Source organism: Micromonospora chersina, assembly GCF_900091475.1.
GTDB classification, from domain to species: Bacteria; Actinomycetota; Actinomycetes; order Mycobacteriales; family Micromonosporaceae; genus Micromonospora; species Micromonospora chersina.
The window spans coordinates 1,895,101-1,914,828 of sequence record NZ_FMIB01000002.1; the positions used below are offsets into that span (position 1 = coordinate 1,895,101).

The 19,728-nt window shown below is 73.7% G+C and carries 19 protein-coding genes; 5 read left to right on the forward strand and 14 right to left on the reverse strand.

Annotated features, from left to right (window positions below; all coding sequences use genetic code 11):
- Positions 1-58: 58 nt before the first annotated feature.
- The 7 genes from GA0070603_RS08735 to GA0070603_RS08765 form a co-directional block, all read right to left on the reverse strand.
- Positions 59-688: a transcriptional regulator gene (locus tag GA0070603_RS08735; protein ID WP_244282462.1), complete on the reverse strand. Its 630-nt coding sequence runs from the start codon at positions 686-688 to the stop codon at positions 59-61.
- A gap of 126 nt (positions 689-814) precedes the next feature.
- Positions 815-1,834: a branched-chain amino acid ABC transporter permease gene (locus tag GA0070603_RS08740; RefSeq protein ID WP_091309898.1), complete on the reverse strand. Its 1,020-nt coding sequence runs from the start codon at positions 1,832-1,834 to the stop codon at positions 815-817.
- Positions 1,831-2,712, reverse strand: coding sequence for a branched-chain amino acid ABC transporter permease (locus tag GA0070603_RS08745; protein ID WP_091309901.1), 882 nt, complete (start codon positions 2,710-2,712; stop codon positions 1,831-1,833). The genes GA0070603_RS08740 and GA0070603_RS08745 overlap by 4 nt, the downstream gene beginning before the upstream one ends.
- Before the next feature lie 67 nt (positions 2,713-2,779).
- Positions 2,780-4,030, reverse strand: coding sequence for an ABC transporter substrate-binding protein (locus GA0070603_RS08750; RefSeq protein WP_091309906.1), 1,251 nt, complete (start codon positions 4,028-4,030; stop codon positions 2,780-2,782).
- Positions 4,031-4,077: 47 nt separating this feature from the next.
- A complete protein-coding gene (locus GA0070603_RS08755; RefSeq protein WP_091309910.1) occupies positions 4,078-4,770 on the reverse strand; it encodes an ABC transporter ATP-binding protein in 693 nt (230 codons plus the stop codon).
- Positions 4,757-5,518 (reverse strand): ABC transporter ATP-binding protein, encoded by a 762-nt coding sequence (locus GA0070603_RS08760; RefSeq protein ID WP_091309914.1) that lies wholly within the window; start codon positions 5,516-5,518, stop codon positions 4,757-4,759. The genes GA0070603_RS08755 and GA0070603_RS08760 overlap by 14 nt, the downstream gene beginning before the upstream one ends.
- Positions 5,519-5,736: 218 nt before the next feature.
- Complete coding sequence (locus tag GA0070603_RS08765; protein ID WP_091309918.1) at positions 5,737-6,936, reverse strand: FAD-dependent monooxygenase; 1,200 nt, start codon at positions 6,934-6,936, stop codon at positions 5,737-5,739.
- A 145-nt stretch (positions 6,937-7,081) separates the two neighbouring features.
- Here GA0070603_RS08765 and GA0070603_RS08770 point away from each other — a divergent pair, with 145 nt between their 5' ends.
- On the forward strand, positions 7,082-8,005 hold the full coding sequence (locus GA0070603_RS08770; RefSeq protein WP_091309922.1) for a TetR/AcrR family transcriptional regulator C-terminal domain-containing protein: 924 nt from the start codon (positions 7,082-7,084) through the stop codon (positions 8,003-8,005).
- Here GA0070603_RS08770 and GA0070603_RS08775 read toward each other — a convergent pair.
- Genes GA0070603_RS08775 through GA0070603_RS08785 form a run of 3 tightly spaced genes read right to left on the reverse strand, consistent with a single transcriptional unit; the run spans position 7,989 to position 11,202 of the window.
- Positions 7,989-9,065: a zinc-binding dehydrogenase gene (locus tag GA0070603_RS08775; protein WP_091309925.1), complete on the reverse strand. Its 1,077-nt coding sequence runs from the start codon at positions 9,063-9,065 to the stop codon at positions 7,989-7,991. The genes GA0070603_RS08770 and GA0070603_RS08775 overlap by 17 nt on opposite strands.
- Positions 9,062-10,504, reverse strand: a complete 1,443-nt coding sequence (locus tag GA0070603_RS08780; protein ID WP_091309929.1) for an aldehyde dehydrogenase family protein — start codon at positions 10,502-10,504, stop codon at positions 9,062-9,064. Before GA0070603_RS08780 ends, GA0070603_RS08775 begins: the two co-directional genes overlap by 4 nt.
- 44 nt (positions 10,505-10,548) lie before the next feature.
- Positions 10,549-11,202 (reverse strand): TetR/AcrR family transcriptional regulator, encoded by a 654-nt coding sequence (locus GA0070603_RS08785; RefSeq protein WP_091309932.1) that lies wholly within the window; start codon positions 11,200-11,202, stop codon positions 10,549-10,551.
- A gap of 238 nt (positions 11,203-11,440) precedes the next feature.
- Here GA0070603_RS08785 and GA0070603_RS08790 point away from each other — a divergent pair, with 238 nt between their 5' ends.
- A complete protein-coding gene (locus GA0070603_RS08790) occupies positions 11,441-12,613 on the forward strand; it encodes an acyl-CoA dehydrogenase family protein (RefSeq protein ID WP_091321708.1) in 1,173 nt (390 codons plus the stop codon).
- A 45-nt stretch (positions 12,614-12,658) separates the two neighbouring features.
- On the opposite strand, the gene GA0070603_RS08795 is transcribed toward GA0070603_RS08790, so the two are convergent.
- Positions 12,659-13,696, reverse strand: coding sequence for an aminotransferase class V-fold PLP-dependent enzyme (locus GA0070603_RS08795; RefSeq protein WP_091309936.1), 1,038 nt, complete (start codon positions 13,694-13,696; stop codon positions 12,659-12,661).
- Between the two features lie 120 nt (positions 13,697-13,816).
- On the reverse strand, positions 13,817-15,211 hold the full coding sequence (locus GA0070603_RS08800; protein ID WP_091309940.1) for a cation:dicarboxylate symporter family transporter: 1,395 nt from the start codon (positions 15,209-15,211) through the stop codon (positions 13,817-13,819).
- Between the two features lie 135 nt (positions 15,212-15,346).
- On the opposite strand from GA0070603_RS08800, the gene GA0070603_RS08805 reads away from it, so the two are divergent.
- From GA0070603_RS08805 to GA0070603_RS08815, 3 genes are all read left to right on the forward strand, one after another.
- The gene (locus GA0070603_RS08805) at positions 15,347-16,933 is read left to right on the forward strand and encodes a sensor histidine kinase (protein ID WP_091309943.1); all 1,587 of its coding nucleotides are present in this window, start codon (positions 15,347-15,349) and stop codon (positions 16,931-16,933) included.
- Positions 16,930-17,610, forward strand: a complete 681-nt coding sequence (locus GA0070603_RS08810; RefSeq protein ID WP_091309946.1) for a response regulator — start codon at positions 16,930-16,932, stop codon at positions 17,608-17,610. The genes GA0070603_RS08805 and GA0070603_RS08810 overlap by 4 nt, the downstream gene beginning before the upstream one ends.
- A 65-nt stretch (positions 17,611-17,675) precedes the next feature.
- The gene (locus tag GA0070603_RS08815) at positions 17,676-18,017 is read left to right on the forward strand and encodes an NIPSNAP family protein (RefSeq protein ID WP_091309950.1); all 342 of its coding nucleotides are present in this window, start codon (positions 17,676-17,678) and stop codon (positions 18,015-18,017) included.
- Between the two features lie 9 nt (positions 18,018-18,026).
- Here GA0070603_RS08815 and GA0070603_RS08820 read toward each other — a convergent pair whose 3' ends face one another.
- Positions 18,027-18,653 carry a suppressor of fused domain protein gene (locus GA0070603_RS08820; protein WP_208862842.1) on the reverse strand — a complete coding sequence of 209 codons (627 nt, stop codon included), beginning with the start codon at positions 18,651-18,653 and terminating at the stop codon, positions 18,027-18,029.
- 25 nt (positions 18,654-18,678) lie between these two features.
- Complete coding sequence (locus tag GA0070603_RS08825; RefSeq protein ID WP_091309954.1) at positions 18,679-19,572, reverse strand: hypothetical protein; 894 nt, start codon at positions 19,570-19,572, stop codon at positions 18,679-18,681.
- Positions 19,573-19,728: the final 156 nt, after the last annotated feature.

Below are 19,728 nucleotides of genomic sequence, written 5' to 3' on the forward strand. Positions count from 1 at the left end.
CCGAGCCTATGTGAGAGTGTTTCGATACGGAACCGGATCGTATCGTTTGTGTTCCAGGTCACGCGGCCGGTCCGGCCAGGCAGGCGGCGGTCGCCTCGGCCAGCGAGGTGAGGCGGGCCGGGAGCGGCGCCAGGGGCTCGATCCAGCCCGGACCGGCGGCGTGCAGGCGTACCCCAGGAAAGTCCTTCCGGAGGCGGACCAGGCGGTGGGCGCGGCCGGTGGCCGGGCTCTGCGACCAGACCACCACGACGCGCGGGCGGACCCGGGCCACCGCGCCGGCCAGCGCCGTCCACGGCAGCGCCGGTCCGAGGTGCAGGGACCCCCGACCCCTCTCGCGCAGCGCCGCGGCGAGCGCGTGCAGCCCGAGGCAGTGCGTCTCCTGTTCGGCGCCGGCGAGCAGCACGCCGTCGGCGGGCAGCGGCCGGCCCGGCTCCCGGCGGAACACGTCCAGGCCGACCCGGATGCCCTCGGCGAGGGCGTGCTCGACGGCGATCTCGGCCGCGCCGTCTCCGCGCAGCGTGGCCAGCAGCGGCAGGCAGACCTGCTCCCAGGCCGCCACGACCCCGGCCTCGGCGGCCAGGTCCAGCACCAACGCCGCGACCCGCTGGTCGTCCAGGTCCTCGGCGGCGGCGCGGAGCTGCTTGCGGGCCGGCTCGACGGCGTCGGCCGGCATCGGTTGGGTCAGCACCAGACGTACCCCCGGGTAGCAGTCCACTACCCGGGGGTTCGTCGGGACGGCGCGTCGCGGATGCGCCCGCCGGAGGAAAGGTGTCGGCTGCCCGGGGCCAGGTGGCCCCGGGCAGCCGGGTGAGAACTAACCGCGGCGGGCCGCTCCCCGGCGCCGGAGCAGGTGGGCGACAGTGCCCCAGATGCCCCGCCGGAACAGCAGCACCACGAGGACGAAGATGCCGCCGGTGACCAGGCCGATGGCCTCGAAGCCGGAGAACGACAGCCAGTCCTCCAGACGGACCACCAGGGCCGCCCCGAGCACGCCGCCCCAGAGGGTGCCGATACCGCCGAGCACCACCACGATGACCGCCTTGCCGGAGGTGGTCCAGTGCAGCACGTCCAGCGAGACGAACCGGTGGCCGACCGCGAAGAGCCCGCCGCCCAGCCCGGCCAGGAAGCCGGAGAGGACGAACGCGGTCAGCTTGTAGCGGTGCACCGGGTAGCCCAGCGCGCGGGCCCGGGCCGGGTTGTCCCGGATGCCGACCAGCACCCGGCCGAACGGCGAGTGCACGATCCGCCAGGCGGCGAGCAGGCCGAGCAGCACGATCGGCAGGATCGCGTAGTAGAAGTAGTAGTCGTCGGTGAGGTCGACCCCGAAGAAGGAGCGCGGCACGCCCTGGAGGCCGTTCTCGCCCTGGGTGACCGACCGCCACTCGTTGGCCACGTAGTAGACCATCTGCGCGAAGGCCAGGGTGACCATGGCGAAGTAGATGCCGGTGCGCTTGACCGCCAGGTAGCCGATCGGCAGCGCGAGCATCGCCGCGGCCAGCGCGCCGGCCAGCACGGCCGCCGGGAAGGGCAGGCCGGCGTGGATCGCGACCAACCCGGTCACGTACGCCGAGGTGCCCCAGAAGGCGGCGTGCCCGAAGGACATCAGCCCGGTGAAGCCGAGCAGCAGGTCCACCGAGACGGCGAACAGCGCCCAGCACAGAATGTCCACGGCCACCGCCGGGTAGAGCCCGTTCGGCAGCCAGAGCGCCACGACCAGGCCGGCGGCGAGCAGCGCGTACCGGACCCAGCCGGGCGCCCGGGCGACGGTGAGCAGCCCGGACGGCGGGGCGGGCCGGGCCGACTCCTCGGCGGGGGTGTCGACAGCGCTGGTCATGCCGGTGCCTCCTCACGGCCGAACAGGCCGGCCGGACGCCAGAGCAGCACCGCGGCCATCACCACGAACACGACGGTCTGCGACACGATCGGGAAGTCCGACAGGTACGCCTCGCCCCAGGCCTGGATGAGGCCGATGCCGAAGCCGGCGGCGACCGAGCCGAAGATCGAGCCGAGCCCGCCGATCACCACGACCGCGAAGACCACGATGATCAGGTCGGCGCCCATGAGCGGGTTCACCGCCCGCATCGGGGCGGCGAGCACCCCGGCCAGCCCGGCCAGGGCGATGCCGAAGCCGAACACCGGGGTGACCCACTTCCCCACGTCGATGCCGAAGGCCCGGGTCAGCTCGGGACGCTCGGTGGCGGCCCGGACCACCATGCCGACCCGGGTCCGGCCGAGCACCCACCAGACTGCCACGCAGAGCAGCACGGTGAAGCCGAGGATGAAGACCCGGTAGGTGGGGAAGTCGAACAGTCCGAAGTCGACAGTCCCGCTCAGCTCGGCCGGGGTGGCGTACGGGCTGGACTGCACGCCGTACCGGGACTTCACCAGGTCCTGCAGGATCAGCGTGAGGCCGAAGGTGAGCAGGAAGTTGTAGAGCGGGTCGAGCCGGGTCAGCCGGTGGATCACCGCCCGCTCCAGCACCATGCCGAGCAGGCCCAGCGCCAGCGGCATGATCACCAACGCGGCCCAGAACGGCACACCCGCCTCGGCGAGGAGCACGTACGCCCCGAAGGCGCCGAGCATGTAGAAGGCGCCGTGGGCGAAGTTCACCACCCGGAGCATGCCGAAGATGACCGCGAGCCCGAGGGCGAGCAGGGCGTAGAACGCCCCGCCCACCAGCCCGTTGAACGTGTTCTGCAGGAAACCTGACATCAGCTCGTCACCGTGCCGTCTTTCGTTCGCGACTGCGGGGCTCGCAAAACCGGCTCACTCCTCGCGCTCACATCTTGCAGTCGGCCGACGGGGCGCGGAACGCCTCGGCCGCCGGGATGGTCTTGAGGATCTTCACGTAGTCCCAGGGCTCGCTCACCTCGGCCTGCGGCTTCACCTGGGCGAGGTACGCGTCGTGGATGACCCGGTGGTCCTCGGCGCGGATCTTGCCGTTGCGCAGGAAGAGGTCGTTGACCTCCTTGCCCTCCAGGCCCTTCACGACGGTGTCCGCGTCGTCGGTGCCGGCGGCCTGCACGGCCTCCAGGTACTGCATGGCGGCGGAGTAGTTGGCTGCATGGGCGAAGGACGGCCGGGTGCCGGTCTCCTTCTGGAACTTGTCGGCCCACTCCCGGTTCTGCTGGTCGAAGTTCCAGTACCAGGCGTCGGTGTAGGTGGTGCCGGCGAGCGCGGCCGGGGTCAGCGAGTGGATGTCGGTGATGAACATGAGGCCGACGGCCAGCCCGACGCCCTTGTCCCGCAGCTTGAACTCGTTGTACTGCTTGACCACGTTGACCAGCTCGGCGCCGGCCTGCATGGTGCCGAGCACCTGCGGCTTCGGGTTCAGCGTGGGCGCCTTGAGCAGGAACGAGGAGTAGTCGCCGCTGGTGTTCGGGAACGGCGCGCCGTCCTTGCCGACCACCTGCCCGCCGGCGGCCGTGATGGCGGCGGAGAAGCTCTTCTCCATGTCCTGCCCGAACGCGTAGTTCGGGTAGAGGATGTACCAGTTCTTGCCGACCTGCTCGGTGGTCACCGTGCCGGTGCCGTGCGCCAGCATGTAGGTGTCGTACGCGTAGTGGAACGTGTACTTGTTGCAGCTCTTGCCGGTCAGGTCGGTGGTCGCCGCGCCGATGTTGAAGTAGAGCTTCTTCTTCTCCTTGGCCACGTCGGCGACCTTGAGGGCGGCCGAGGAGGTCGGCACGTCGAGGATGGCGTCGACGCCCTTGCGGTCGTACATCTCCTGGGCCTTGCTGTTGGCCACGTCCGGCTTGTTCTGGTGGTCGGCGGTCTCCACGGTGATGTTCTTGGTGACCGCCTTGTCGCCGTACTTGGCCTTGAAGTCGGCGATGGCCATCTCCACGGCCTTGACCGAGTTCCGCCCGGACAGCTCCGAGTAGGCCCCCGACTGGTCGTTGAGGACGCCCAGCACGATCTTGTCGCCGGTCAGCTTCGAGTCGCCGCCGGACTGCGGGCCACCGCCGCCGCAGCCGGCCACCACCAGCACCGCCGCCGAGGCGGCGGCCACACCCACGCTTTTCCGCATGTCGAAATCCCTTCATACCGCGCGGTCCGCGCGGGTCAGCCGTCGTTTCAGATGCCGAGGTACGCCAGCAGCTCGCGCTCCCGCGAGCGCACCTCGGAGTTGTCCATCGCCTCCGCGATCCGTCCCTCGGCCAGCAGGTAGTGCCGGTCGGCGACGCCGGTGGCGAAGTGCAGGTTCTGCTCGACCAGCAGCACGGTCACGCCGTGCTTCTTGGCCTCCCGCAGCAGGTCGCCGACCTGCTGCACGAGCAGCGGTGACAGGCCCTCGGTGGGCTCGTCGCAGAGCAGCAGCCGGGCGCCCATCCGCAGCACCCGAGCCAGGGCGAGCATCTGCTGCTCGCCGCCGGAGAGCATGGTGGCCGCCGAGTCCCGCCGGCTGTAGAGGGCGGGGAACGCCTCGTACACCCGCTCGAGCGGCCACGGGTCGGGCCCGACGCGAGGCGGCAGGGTCAGGTTCTCGGTGACGGTCAGGGTGGCGTACGCGCCCCGGTCGTCGGGGACCCAGCCGAGCCCGAGCCGCGCCCGCTTGTACGCCGGCAGTCTCGTGACGTCCCGGTCGGCGAAGGTGACAGTGCCGCGCTGGCCGGGGTGCAACCCCATCACCGACCGCAGCAGTGTGGACTTGCCGGCGCCGTTGCGCCCGACCAGGGTGACCACCTCGCCGGCGGCCACCTCCAGGCTCACCTCCCGCAGCACCTGGGCCTCGCCGTACCAGGCGGAGAGGTTCTCAATGCGCAGCATCCGCGGCTCCCAGGTAGGCGGTGATGACCCGCTCGTCGGCGCGGACCTGCTCGTACGGCCCCTCGACCAGGACCTTGCCGGCCTGGAGGACGGTGACCGTGTCGGCGAGCCGGCCCACCACGCTCATGTTGTGTTCGACCATGACCACGGTCCGGCCCTCGCGGACCCGGGCGATCAGGTCGACGGTGCGGTCCACGTCCTCCAGCCCCATCCCGGCGGTGGGCTCGTCGAGCAGCAGCACCTTCGGGTCGAGGGCGAGCGCGATGGCCAGTTCCAGGGCGCGCTTGCGCCCGTACGCGAGGGCCTCGGCCGGGGCCTCGGCCAGCTCGGCGAGGCCGACCATGGCCAGCAGTTCGTCGGCCCGGTCCCGGTAGCGGCGCATCAGCTTCGCGGAGCGCCAGAACCGCCAGCCCAGGCCGCTCGACGACTGGAGGGCCAGCTCGACGTGCTCCCGCGCGCCCAGCTGCGGGAAGAGGCTGGTGATCTGGAAGGAGCGGGCCACGCCCAGCCGGGCGACCCGCTCCGGGGGCAGGCCGGTGACGTCCCGGCCGGCCAGCTCGATCCGGCCGCCGCTGGGCGGCAGGAATCCGGTGAGCAGGTTGAACAGCGTGGTCTTGCCGGCGCCGTTCGGCCCCACCAGGGCGTGCACGGTCTCCGGCGCCACGTCGAGGTCGACCCCGTCGACGGCCCGGAAGCCCCGGAAGTCCCGGGTCAGCCCACGGGCCGACAGGATCGCTTGGCCGGCCATCGCCTCACCCTCCGCACGTCCGTCCCGCGGCGGCCAGGTCGGTGACCGGGGTCACAGGGCCGTCGCGTGGAGGAAACCTACGGCGCACCGGCAGAGTCGAGCCATGTCGATCCTCCACACATTCGACCGGGAGAGCACGGGCTCGCCCGCCATAGGGGGCGAGCCCGTCGGTGGGCAACCGGACGGATCGGCGGCCGTCGACATGTGGTGCGGCACCGTCACCGGGCCGTCGCGTACTCCGGCAGGTCGAACCCGTCGGCCTTGCTGAAGAAGAGCCGGGTGGCCAGCCCGCGCAGCGGGCGGGAGGTCATGGCCCGCATCGACGCGTCGCGCATCCGGATCGCGGCCCGGCTCTCCGGCAGGAAGCCGCCGATGCCGCCGCCCGGCAGCTCCTGGCCGCGGGTCACGTGCGGCCGCAGCAGCTCCTCGTAGCGGCGGAAGGCCACCGTGTGGTCGCCGCGGGCCGCGGCCAGCTCGCCGGCCAGCAGGTACGCCCCGACCAGCGCCAGGCTGGTGCCCTGCCCGGTGAGCGGGGACGGGCACCAGGCGGCGTCGCCGAGCAGCGCCACCCGCCCGGCGCTCCAGCGCTCCATCCGCACCTGGCCGTACCTGTCGAAGTAGAAGTCGCCGGCGTCCGGCGCGGCGGCGAGCAGTTCGGCGGCGCGCCAGCCGACGCCGGCGAAGCGTTCGGCGAGCAGCCGCTGCTGGGCGGCCCGGTCCCGGCGGTCCACGTCGAGTTCCGGGGAGCGGAAGCTGAAGAGCGCGGCGGTGCGGCCGTCCCGGGTCGGGCGGGTGCCGACCACCCGGCCGCCGGGCGCGTTGTGCAGCAGGAACCAGCCGGTCCCGTCCCGGTGCGGCGTGGAGAAGTAGGCCAGGTACGCGCCGAGCGGCCGGACGTACGACGACTCGGGGCCGAACGCGAGGGCCCGGGTGCGGGAGTGCGAGCCGTCCGCCCCGACCACCAGGTCGACGGTGCGCGGGGCGGAGCGGTCGAAGGTGAGCCGCACCCCGTCCCCGGTCTGCGCCAGCGTCTCGATCGAGTCGTCGAAGACGTACTCGACGTCGTCCCGGGTCGCCTCGTACAGCAGCCGGGCCAGGTCGCCGCGCTCGATCTCGATGTCGGCCACGATGCCCTCCCCGCCGAAGGCGTCCACCGGCAGCCGGGCGCGCACCCCGCCCCGCTCGTCGACGTACGCCATGCCCTTCTCCCGGAGGGTCTCGGCGCGGATCCGGGCGGTCAGGCCCATCCGGTCGACCACCTCCCGGGCGGTCCCCCGCACGTCGACAGCCTGCCCGCCGGGGCGCAGCCCGGGTGCGCGTTCCACCACGGTCACGGCGAAGCCGTGCCGGCGCAGCCAGAAGGCGAGGGCGGGGCCGGCCACGCCGGCGCCGGAGATGAGCACGGTCCTGTCGTTCATGGTGTTCTCCCGAGTTCACGCGTACACCGTCCACGCGGTGTGCGACCGACGCTAGGGTCCAGCGCGGTCCAGGCGCTGCCGGTGACCTAGTACGCTGCCCGTTCCGGGGTGACCCGCCGAGCGGGTGTACTAGTACGCTGCCGGAATGTCACCGGGTGCGGAGCCGCCGTACCGGCGGATCGCCGCGGAGATCCGCCGCCGCATCGACCTGGGCGAGCTGCGGCCCGGCGACCGGGTGCCCTCGGCCCGGCAGCTCACCCGCGAGCACGGGGTGGCCATCGCCACCGCGACCCGGGTGCTCGCCCTGCTGCGCGCCGAGGGCCTGGTGCTGACCCGCCCGGGTGCCGGCACCGTGGTCGCCGAGCCACGGCGGGAGCCGGGGCGGCCCGAGCCGGAGCTGAGCCGGGAGCGGGTGCTGCGCACCGCCGTGGCGCTGGCCGACGAGGGCGGACTGGCCGCGGTGTCCATGCGGCAGATCGCCGCCGAGCTGGGCGTGGCCACCATGTCGCTCTACCGGCACGTGCGTGGCCGGGACGAGCTGATCCTGGCGATGGCCGACGCGGCGCTGGCCGACGCCCCGCTACCGGCCACCGAGCCGGCCGGCTGGCGGGCCCGCCTGGACGTGCTGGCCCGGGCGCAGTGGGCCGTCTACCGGCGGCACCCCTGGGTGCCGCACGTCATCTCGATCGCCCGGCCGCAGCCGCTGCCGCACGGCATGGCGCACACCGACCGGGCCCTGCGGGCCACCGCCGGGCTGGGCCTGGACCGGCAGGTGCGCTGGCACGTGGCGATCACCCTGATGGCGTACGTCAAGGGCATCGCCACGAACCTGGAGATGGGCGCCCGGGCGGTGCAGGACACCGGGCTCAGCCACGACCAGTGGGTGGAGCGCCAGCAGGCCACGTTCCAGCAGCTGATGGCCGGCGGCGGGCTGGCCACCATGGACGCCTTGACCAGCGGCGGCGTCGACGTGGATCTGGAGACGGTCTTCGACTTCGGCCTGCGCCGGCTGCTCGACGGGATCGCCGTGCTTGTCGAGGGCGGGCCCGAGGTCAGTCCGGAAAGGTGACCACCCAGCGGGCGCCCTCGCCCCGGGCCAGCCGGTCCAGCGCCGCGGGCGCCTCGTCCAGCGGGACGGTGCCGCTGACCAGCGGGGCCAGGTCCAGGCTGCCGTCGGCGAGCGCGGCGGCCAGCTCCGGCACCTCGCGGTCCGGGTCGGACGAGCCGTAGACCGAGGACCGCAGCGTGCGCGCCGAGTGGAAGATGTCCAGCGCCGACAGGCTGAGCAGGTCGTCCTTGGCGCCCATGCCGACCACGGTGACCGCTCCCCCGCGCCGGGTGCAGCGCCAGGCGGCCCGGATGGTGACGGACCGGCCGACGCACTCGAAGGCGTGGTCGACGCCGCGTCCCTCGGTGCGCGCCCGGACCTCCTTGGCCAGGGTGTCGTCGGAGCGGAGGAAGTCGGTGGCTCCGGCGGCGAGGGCCAGGTCCCGCTTCGCCTCGGCCACGTCGACGGCGAGGATCGGGCCCGCGCCGGCCCGCCGGGCGGCGGTCAGCACGGCGAGGCCGACCCCGCCCAGGCCGATCACCGCGACCGACTCGCCGGGCGCGACCCGGGCGGTGTTGCGGACCGCGCCGGTGCCGGTGAGGACCGCGCAGCCGAGCAGCGCGGCCTGCTCCGGCGGCAGGCCGGGCGGGACGGCGATGGCGGCCCGCTCGGGCACCACCACCTCCTCGGCGAGCGCGCCGAGACCCAGGGTGACCTGGAGCGGGCCGCCGTCGGCCGTCTCCCCCCGGGCCACCGAGGCGCCGGTGTTGGCGGCGCAGAGCCAGGGCTCGCCGTGCCGGCAGTGCCAGCAGGCGCGGCAGGCGGGCGCCCAGTTGAGGACCACTGGCGTGCCGACGGCCAGCCGGGCGCCGGGGCCGGCCTCGGCCACCACGCCTGTCGCCTCGTGCCCGAGCACCAGCGGGTACGTGGGCGCCACGGTGCCGTCCACCATGGCCAGATCGGAGTGGCAGATGCCGGCGGCCCGGATCCGGACCCGCAGCTCGTTCGGCCCGGGGTCGGGCAGGCGTACCTCCTCGACTGCCGGTGTGGCGCCCCGACCGCGGACGACGAGCGCCCTCACCGCTGGATCGCCTTCAGCTCGGTGAACTCCTCGACGCCGTACCCGCCCAGCTCACGGCCCAGGCCGGACTGCTTGTAGCCGCCGAACGGGGCGAGCGGGTTGAAGGCGCCCCCGTTGACGTCCACCTGGCCGGTACGCAGCCGCCGGGCCACGGCCACCGCCGCCTCCTCGTCGGCGGACCAGACCGCGCCGGCCAGCCCGTACCGGGAGTTGTTGGCGATGGCGACCGCCTCGTCGGTGTCGGCGAACGGGATGACGGCGAGCACCGGACCGAAGACCTCCTCCTGGGCGAGGGCGCTGTCCGGGTGCACGTCGGCGAACACGGTGGGCGCGACGAAGTGCCCGCGCGGCGGCAGCGGCGCATCCGGGCCACCCGCGACGAGCCGGGCGCCGTCGGCGAGGGCCCGGTCGACGTGCCCGCGGACCCGCTCGGCCTGGGCCGCGGAGACCAGCGGACCCAGCCGGGTGGCCGGGTCGAACGGGTCGCCCGGCCGGTAGCCGGCGACGGCCGCCGTGACCAGGTCCAGCGCCTCGGCGTAGCGGTCGCGGTGGACCAGCATCCGGGTCCAGGCGGTGCAGGTCTGGCCGGAGTTGAGCAGCGCGTTGCCGACGCCGACCTTGACGGCGGTGGGCAGGTCGGCGTCGGCGAGGATCACGTTTGCCGACTTGCCGCCGAGTTCCAGGGCGACCCGGGCGATCCGGTCGGCGGCCAGGTGGGCGATCCGGCGGCCGGTGGCCGTGGAGCCGGTGAACGAGACGAGGTCGACGTCGGGGTGGGCGGCGAGCGCCTCGCCGACCACCGGCCCGGTGCCGGGCACCAGGTTGACCAACCCGGGCGGCAGCCCGGCCTCGGTGACCGCGTCGAGGAGCAGGTACGCGGTGAGCGGCGTCAGCTCGCTGGGCTTGAGCACCACCGTGCAGCCGGCGGCGAGGGCCGGGGCCACCTTGGCGACGACCTGGTGCAGCGGGTAGTTCCACGGGGTGATCGCGCCGACCACGCCGACCGGCTCGCGGACGACGAGGGAGTTGCCGACGGTCTCCTCGGCGGGCGGTTGGGCGGCGAGGTCGACCATGCTGCGCAGCACCGTCAGCGGCAGCCCGGCCTGCACCCGGGTGGCGAGCTTGAGCGGGGTGCCCAGTTCGAGGGCCACGGTGCGGGCGATCTCGTCGGCCCGGGCGGCGAGCGCGGCGTGCAGCCGGTCGAGGTGGGCGGCCCGTTCGGCGGGGGCCGTGGCGGCCCAGCCGGGGAAGGCGGCCCGGGCGGCGGCGACGGCCCGGTCCACGTCGGCCGGGGTGCCGGCGGGGACCTGCCCGATGATCTCCCCGGTGGCCGGGTTCTCGACCGGGATCGTCCCGCCGTCCGCCGGGTCGACCCAGTCCCCGGCGACGTGCAGATGGCGGCGGACCAGCAGGGCGGGGGGCGCGTCGGCGAGATCCATGGCGTCCCTTCAGGGGCGGGAAACTAGCAGTGGGAGTTTTGACGCTACCCCGGAGCGCCGCCGCGTTCCAGAGGGGCCACCGTCCGGGCGTACTCGGCAGCGAGGCCGTCCAGCAGCGCGTCCAGGCCCAGTGTGAACGCGCCCTCGTCGACGCTGCGCTGGTGGCCGCGCAGCCGGTGGGCCTGCGTGAGGTGCGGATGGGCCGCGTACAGCTCCGGGTCCTCCACGAAGCCGCGGGCGAACGAGCCGAGCGCCGACCCGGCCACGAAGTAGCGCAGCGCGGCGCCGATGTGGGTGGCCCGGGCCGGCGGCCAGCCCGCCCGGACCAGCGCGCCGTAGACCGCGTCGGCCATGGCCAGCGCGGCCGGCCGGCGGCCGGGCCCCTGCGCCAGGTAGGGGACGATGTTCGGGTGCGCGGCCAGCGCCTCGCGGTAGGACCGGGCCCAGCGGCGCAGCGCCTCGACCCAGTCGTACCGGTCGAACACGCTCACGTCGACGGTCCCGGTGACGCTGTCCGCGACGGCGTCGAGGATGTCGTCCTTCGTGGCGAAGTGGTTGTAGAGCGAGGGGCCCTGCACGCCCAGCGCGGCGGCCAGCCGGCGGGTGGAGAGCGCGCCGAGGCCGTCGGCGTCGATGAGCGCGAGCGCGGTCTCGACGATCCGGTCCCGGTTGAGCAGGGCCTGGCGGGGTCGCGGCACGTCAGCCCACCCGCGCCGGGCCGACGGCTCCGCCGAGCGCCCCTCGTCGGTCGAATCCCGCCACTCCGCCTCCCCCGTCGAAAACACCTGCTCACGCACCCTAGCGGGGGCACGGCCGCGGAGCCTCACCGCGACGGTCGGACGAGGGGTCTGGACGGATGAAAACTTACACCGCTAGTTTAAGAGCGAGCGCCGCCGCACGGTGGCGCTCCACCGCCACGCCGACCGAGGGAGCATCGTGGACTTCGCACTGTCCGACGAGGAACGGGCCGTCCGGGACACCGTGCGCGCGTTCGTCACCCGCGAGGTGCTGCCGCTGGAGCAGGAGGTGCTGCGCCGTGAGCGCGCCCACCAGCCCGGCCTGGACCGCTCCGAGCTGCGCGAGTTGCAGCTCAAGGCGAAGAAGTTCGGCTTCTGGGGCCTGGCCACCCCCGAGGAGTACGGCGGGATGGACCTGCCCGCGGTGCTCCAGTCGCTGATCTGGACCGAGTTGGGCCGCTCGTTCGTGCCGTTCCGCTTCGGCGGCGAGGCCGACAACATCCTGTTCCACGCCACCGAGGAGCAGAAGCGCGAATTCCTCCTCCCCACCATCGAGGGCGAGCGGATCTCCTGCTTCGCGATCACCGAACCGGGCGCCGGCTCGGACGCCGCGAACATCAAGCTGCGCGCCCGCCGCGACGGCGACGACTGGGTCCTCGACGGCGAGAAGACGTTCATCACCAACGGCAACGACGCCGACTTCGCCATCGTGGTGGCGGTGACCGACCCGGAGAAGGGCGCCCGCAACGGCGGCGCGACCGCGTTCCTGGTGGACCGGGCGATGGGCTGGCGGTCGGAGTTCATCCAGACCATGGGCGAGGGCGGGCCGGCGTCGCTGATCTTCGACGGCGTACGCGTGCCGCACCGCAACATCCTCGGGGAGATCGGCCAGGGCTTCACGCTGGGCATGGAGTGGATCGGCAAGGGCCGCTACACCATCCCCTCGCACGCCATCGGCATCGCCGAGCGGGCCCTGCAGATGGCCATCGACCACGCCAACACCCGGGAGACCTTCGGCGCGAAGATCGGCACCAACCAGGCGATCCAGTGGATGATCGCCGACTCGGAGACCGAGCTGGAGGCGGCCCGCTGGCTGGTGCTGAAGTCGGCGTGGACTGTCGACCAGGGCCTGGACCCGCGGCACGCCTCCTCGATGGGCAAGCTCTACGGCGCCGGCATGGTCAACCGGGTGGTCGACCGGGTGCTCCAGATCCACGGCGGCATGGGTTACACCCGGGAACTGCCGATCGAGCGCTGGTACCGGCAGGTCCGGCTGTACCGGATCTTCGAGGGCACCGACGAGATGCAGCGGCTGATCATCTCCCGCGACCTGCTGCGCGGATACACCAAGATCGGCGGCCACCTGGCCTGACGCGGCGGGGCTCCCACCCGGTCCCGGGGTGGGAGCCCCGCCGCCTCAGCCGGTCAGCGCGGTCAGGGCCACGTCGACGTCCTCCTCAGTCGTGTAGAGGTGGAACGCGGCACGGACCCGTCCGGCGCGGACCGCCGCCCGCACCCCGGCCCGGGCCAGCTTCTCCTGCGCGCCCGGCACCTCGACGGCGACGATCGCACTGTTGCCGGGCGGCCGGCCCAGCCCGGCGAGGAACCGGTTGGCCAGCGCCACGTCGTGGGCGTGCACGGCCGGCAGCCCGATCTCGGCGAGCAGGTCCAGGGCGGGCGCCGCGCCGACGTAACTGAACCAGGCCGGCGAGATGTCGAACCGCCGGGCGTCGTCGGCCAGCCGCAGCGGCGGGCCGTAGTAGGAGGCGTGCGGGTCCGCGCCCGCGTACCACCCGGCGGCGTCGGGACGCAGCCGCTCGCGCAGCGCCGGCGCCAGGTAGCCGAAGGCCGCGCCCCGCGGCGCCATCAACCACTTGTACGCGGCCACGGCCACCACGTCGGCCAGCCCGGCGTCGAAGGGCAACCAGCCGGCGGCCTGGGTGGCGTCCACCGCGACGAGCGCGCCGTGCGCCCGGGCCGCCGCGACGATCGTCTCGTACGGGGCGACCGCGCCGTCGGCGGACTGCACGAGGCTGAACGCGACCAGGTCGGTGTCGGCGTCGATCGCGTCGACCAGGCCGGCCAGCGGCACCGTGCGGACCCGGACGCCCCGCTCCTGCTGCACCAGCCAGGGAAACAGGTTGGAGGTGAACTCCACCTCGGGTACGACCACCGTGGCGCCGGCGGGCAGCGCGGCCGCCACCGGGGCGAGCAGCTGCGAGGCGGTGCTGCCGATCGTCACGTCCTCCGGGGCCACGCCGACCAGCCGGGCGAACCCGGCGCGGGCGCGCTCGGCGGCGACACCCCAGCCCTCCCAGGAGATCCGGCCCACCCGCCAGTCCGCCAGGGCGTCCTGCAACGCCTGCCAGGCCGGCTCGGGCGGCAGCCCGTAACTGGCGGTGTTCAACCAGCCGGGCTCCGGCTGCCACAGCTTCTGCGCCTGCTCCACGTCCATGCCACCGACGCTAACGATCACCACCGGCCAGCGGGACGGCCAATCCCCGCCTCGTGGTCCCCGCCCGCGCCGCCGGGCCCGCCGGACTGTGGGTCCGGCGGGCCCGGCCGGGCGGTCGGCTCAGGACGGCGCGTCGGCCAGGGCGGCCCGGCGCGACGGGCCGTCCGGCTCGGGGGCCCCGTCGGCCCGGTCCTCGTCGTCGAGCATGGTGGCCTCGTCGAACGGGCGCTGGCCGCTGAGCACGGCGTGGGCCTGCGCCCGGTCGAACTCGCCGGTCCAGGTGCCGACCAGCACGGTGGCCACCGCGTTGCCGGCGAAGTTGGTCAACGCCCGAGCCTCGGACATGAACCGGTCGATGCCGACGATCAGCCCGACGCCGTCGACCAGGTCCGGGCGGTGCGACTGGAGGCCGCCGGCCAGGGTGGCCAGGCCGGCGCCGGTCACGCCGGCCGCGCCCTTCGAGGCGATGACCATGAAGGCGAGCAGGCCGATCTGCTCGCCGACCGCCATGGGCTTGCCCAGCGCGTCGGCGATGAACAGCGCGGCCATGGTCAGGTAGATGGCGGTGCCGTCGAGGTTGAAGGAGTAGCCCGTGGGCACGGTGATGCCGACGACCGGCTTGCTGACGCCGAAGTGCTCCATCTTGGCGATCAGCCGGGGCAGCGCCGACTCCGACGACGAGGTGGACAGGATCAGCAGGAACTCCCGGCCCAGGTACCGCAGGAGGGAGAAGATCGAGACGCCCGACACCAGCCGCAGCAGCGTGCCGAGCACCACGATCACGAAGATCAGGCAGGTGGCGTAGAAGCCGAGCATGATCTGGGCCAGGCTGGTCAGCGCGTCCACGCCTGTCGCGCCGACCACCGCGGCGATCGCGCCGAAGGCGCCGATCGGGGCCACCCACATGATCATCGCCAGCACCTTGAAGACGAGGCGCTGGATCACCTCCACGGCACGCAGCACGGGCTCACCGCGCCGACCCATGGCCTGGACGGCGAAGCCGACCAGCAGGGCCACGAGCAGGGTCTGGAGCACCGAGCCCTCGGTCAGCGCGGAGAACAGCGACGTCGGGATGATGCCGAGCAGGAACTCGACGGTGTCCCCGCTCTCGCCGCCGGCGGCGGACTTGCCCGCGTCGGCCACCTCCGGGCCGAGGTTCAGGCCCGAGCCGGGGTGGATGATGTTGCCGACCACCAGGCCGATGGCCAGCGCCACCGTCGACATGAGCAGGAAGTAGCCCAGCGCGAGGCCGCCCACCTTGCCGACCCGGGCCGCCTGCCGGACAGACCCGACGCCCAGGACGATCGTGCAGAAGATGACCGGGCTGATCATCATCTTGATCAGGTTCACGAAGCCGGTGCCCAGCGGCTTCAACTCCTTGCCGACCTCGGGTGCGACGAGGCCGACCACGATGCCGGCGAGGACGGCCACGATGACCGCCAGGTAGAGGTACCGGGTCCGGTCCCGGCGGGCGGGCCGGGCGGCCTCGGGGGTGGATGTGGTGGTGGTGTCCATGCCGACAATGTGACGCCGGTCTCAGCCCGGGGCACGCTTGCGTTCATTCTGTTCACCTCCGTCGGCTCGCGGTCGAAACCGGACCGGGCGGGTGCGCCAGACTTGCGGGACGACCGGGGCGGGAGGAGGGGATCGGTGGCCCGACGGCAGTGGAGCATCGCGGGGCAGCTCTTCGCCCTCCAGGCGGTGGTGGTGACGCTGCTCGTCCTGGCCGGGGCGGCCGGCGCCGTCTGGCTGGCCCGCAGCGACTCCCGGCAGGCCGCGAAGGACGAGGTGCTGGCCGTGGCGCAGGCCGTCGCCGGCTCCCCCAACGTCCGCGCGGCCCTCACGGCCGCCGACCCGTCGGCCACCCTCCAGCCGTACGCGGAGGCCACCCGGGTGGCCACCGGAACGGACTTCGTGGTGGTGATGGCCCCGGACCGGACCCGCTACTCGCACCCGAGCCCTGACCTCCTCGGGCAGCCGTTCATCGGCGACATCGGCCCGGCGCTGTCCGGCGAGCCGTTCACGGTCACCAACGTCGGCACGCTCGGCGAGTCGGTGCGCGCGGTCGTCCCCGTCTACGACGACGAGCACCGGATCATCGGGCTGGTCTCGGTGGGCATCACCACCCGGGCGATCGACCGGAAGCTGCTCGCCCAGGTGCCGGTGCTGCTCGGCGCCGCCGCACCCGCCCTGGCCCTGGCGGCGACCGGTTCCTGGCTGCTCAGCCGCCGGCTGCGCCGGCAGACGCACGGGCTCGGGCCGGGCGAGATGACCCGGATGTACGAGTACTACGACGCGGTCCTGCACTCCGTCCGCGAGGGGCTGCTGGTGCTGACCCGGGACCGCCGGGTGGCGCTCGTCAACGACGAGGGCCGTCGCCTGCTCGGGCTGGCCGACGACGCCGCCGTGACCGACCGGCCGGTCGGCGGGATCGACCTGCCGCCGGCGGTGTCCGAGCTGCTCGGCTCCGGCCGGGACGCGCACGACGAGCCGGTCCTGGCCGGCGACCGGGTGCTGGTGGCCAACCAGCGGACCACCCGCTTCGAGGGGGCGCCGCTCGGCACCGTGCTGACCCTGCGCGACCAGACCGAACTGCGCAACCTGGCCAGCGAACTGGACTCGGTCCGCGCCCTCACCGAGGCGCTGCAGGCGCAGACCCACGAGTCGGCGAACCGGCTGCACACCGTGCTCACCCTGGTGGAGCTGGGCCGCACCGACGAGGCGGTCCGCCTGGCCACCCGCGACCTGGCGCTCGCCCAGCAGCTCACCGACCGGGTGGTCGGTGCGGTGACCGAACCGGCGCTGGCCGCCCTGCTGCTCGGCAAGTCGGCGCAGGCCGGCGAGCGCGGCGTGGACCTCGTGATCGAGCCGGACTGCCGGCTCGACGACAGCCCGCTGCCCACCACCGACCTGCTCACCGTGGTCGGCAACCTGGTCGACAACGCCCTGGAGGCGGTCGCCGGCGCCCCGCCGCCGCGCCGGGTGCGGGTCTTCGTGGGGGCAATCGACGACGAGCTGGTGGTCCGGGTCCGCGACAGCGGCCCCGGGCTGGACCCGGACCGGGTGGCGGACGCGTTCCGGCGCGGCTGGTCCACCAAGAGCGCCGGCCGGGGGCTCGGCCTGGCGCTGGTCGGGCAGGTGGTCCGCCGGCACGGTGGCGCCGCGGAGGTGACCCGCACCGACGACGGGGAGACGCTGTTCACCGTCCGGCTGCCGGTGCCGGGGGCAGCGCGATGAGCGACGTCCGGGTGCTGGTGGTCGAGGACGAGCCGCTGCTGGCCGAGGCGCACAGGGCGTACACCGAACGGGTGCCCGGCTTCGTGGTGGTCGGCGTGGCGCACACCGCGCGGGAGGCGATGGCCGCGCTGCGCCAGCGCGACGGCACGGACGTCGACCTGGTCCTGCTCGACTTCCGCCTGCCCGACCTGCACGGCCTGGACGTGTGCCGGGCCCTGCGGGCGGCGGGCAGCAGCGTCGACGTGCTGGCGGTGACCTCGGCGCGGGACCTCGCCGTGGTCCGCACCGCGGTGTCCCTCGGGGTGACCCACTACCTGCTCAAGCCGTTCACCTTCGCCGCGTTCCGCGACAAGCTGGAGCGGTACGCCGAGTACCGGCGGCAGGCCCTCGCCGACGGCGAGGTGGGCGCGCAGCACGAGGTGGACCGGATGTTCGCCACCCTGCGCGGGGCGACCCGGCACACGCTGCCCAAGGGCCTGGACGAGCAGACCCTGCACACCGTGCTGGCCGCCCTCGGCGACGGTGGGCTCTCCGCCACCGAGGTCGGCCACCGCACCGGGATCTCCCGGGTGACCGCCCGGCGCTACCTGGAGTACCTGGTCTCCGCCGACCGCGCGGTCCGCGCCCCCCGCTACGGCACACCGGGCCGCCCCGAGGTGGAGTACCGGCCGACGTGAGCCGTCCGGGTGGGGCAGGATCACCACGGACAGCGTGAGCCTCGCATCCACCCCGGAGGTCGTCGATGATTCTCGAGATCCGCACCTACCGCCTGAAGCCCGGGACGATCGACGAGTTCGTCCGGGTGATGCGCGAGGAGGCCGCGCCGCTGCTCGGCCGCTTCGGCATCCGGGTGGTGGCCGCCGGGGCGTCCCTGGCCCGGGAGGACGGCCACGAGGAGGCGTACCTGATCCGGGGTTTCCCGTCCCTGGCGGTGCGGGACGCGCAGGAGGCGGCCTTCTACGGCAGCGACGCCTGGCGCGACGGCCCCCGCGACGCGGTCCTGTCGCGCATCGAGAGCTATCACACCGTGGTGCTGGAGACCTCCGACGCCGCCGCCGACGTGCTGGGCGGCCACCGACTCTGAGCGCCCGTCTCAGCCCCGGCGGCGCAGCAGCTGGCGCAGCCGACCGGGTTCGGCCTCCACCACCGACGTCCGCGCCGGGTCCGCCGGGTCAATGCCCGCCTCCTCCAGTCGCTGTTCCAGCGCCTCGAGGCCGTGCGCGTGGCGGAAGGTCTTCTCGGCCCGCGTGATGGGCAGCAGCCAGAGCACCCGGATGTGACCCTCAGGAAAGGTGCAGACCTCCAGGTCGGGGCCCCACATGTACGGCAGGCTCACCAGCAGGTGGTCGCAACGTGACCCGGGCAGCCACGGCCGCCCGATCGGCACGGTGTGGCCCAGGTCCAGCGCGTTACGCCCGCCGGCAGCGTGGTAGTACGCGTTCATCGTCACCGTCTCCACGTTCCGGTCGGACGGCTCGGCGGTGTACAGGACGAACTCGAGACCGTGCCCGTGGTTCTGGGTCGCGTCCCACAGGCCGGCGCTCACGTATAGCCAGCCGCCCTCCCCCGGCCCGGGCGAAAGGCGGAGGACGTGGAAGGCGGGAACCCGGCGATGGATGGGCCCGTCGGCCGGCGGGAGCACGTCCAGCGCCCGGGTGGGAAACCGCGCCCGCAGATGGTCCCGGAGGTGGATGGCGGACGGCGGCAGCTGATGATCCACCGGCCGATCCTGTCACGGGAGCGGCTCAGGCGGGGACGGGGAGATCCACGAGCGCGGCGCTGATCTCCGCCCGAACCCGGGGCAGGGGCCAGCCGGCAACCTCGGGCAGGGAATGACGCTCCCGCAATCGTCGCACCGCCGTGAGCCCGACCAGATAGCCGCAGCGCTTGGGCAGGTCCCCGGCGAGCGGCGACTCCCGCATGAGGAAGTAGGCGGCGTGGTGGTCAGGGTCGTCGGCGCCGAGGTCGACCCGGATCCGGTCCAGGATCTCCGGCCAGCGGCGGCGGCACTCGTCCAACCAGCCTCGGTAGCCGGGCCGACCGAACCAGAGGTAGTCCTCGTCCGTCCGTCCGGGGTCGAGTTCCGCCGACACCTGGGTGGCAAGCCCTTCGGTGAACAGGCCATTGGCCACCCCGTGATCGGGCCAGGTACGGATCCCGGCCCGGCGGTCGTGCACGACGTGCGCGGCCTCGTGCAGGATGAGAAGCCGGTCGTCACCGGGCGCACCGAGTTGCTCCACGGCAAGGAAGAGCGCGAACCGGCCGGAGAGGTCGTCTGCCCAGCCGTTGGCCCGGTGAAGCCCGACCAGCACCACGCACTCAACCGGGTCGGCCTGGTTCGACCAGGCCATGGCGTCGCACACGGCGGCCACGCCGGACGGCAGGAGAGCGCGTACCGCCTCGGCGCGAGCGGCGAGATCGGCGGCCCGGTCGCCGAGCCCGAGCAGAACATCCGCCGTCACCGTGCCGGACCAGGAGCCGTCCCGGTCCAGCGCCCGGAACACGTCCGGGTGCCGATCGAGGTAGCGGGACCGCCAACGGTCCGGCCAGGTCGCGGCGGGCGTGCCGGTGCACTCCTCGATGCAGGCGAGGAAGTCCGGCACCAGGTCGCGGACCCGCAGCAGGTTTGTGGTGGGCATGCGCCGATGCTGCCGAACGGTTGCCGCGCCCGCCACCCGGCCCGGTTGGCCGGATCACCGCCGGCCCTGACCCGGCGCCGGACGACCGGAGTCAGCCGGCGACGGGTGCCAGGAATCGGCGGACGACGGCGGTGACGAGCGCGATCAGCGCGGCGC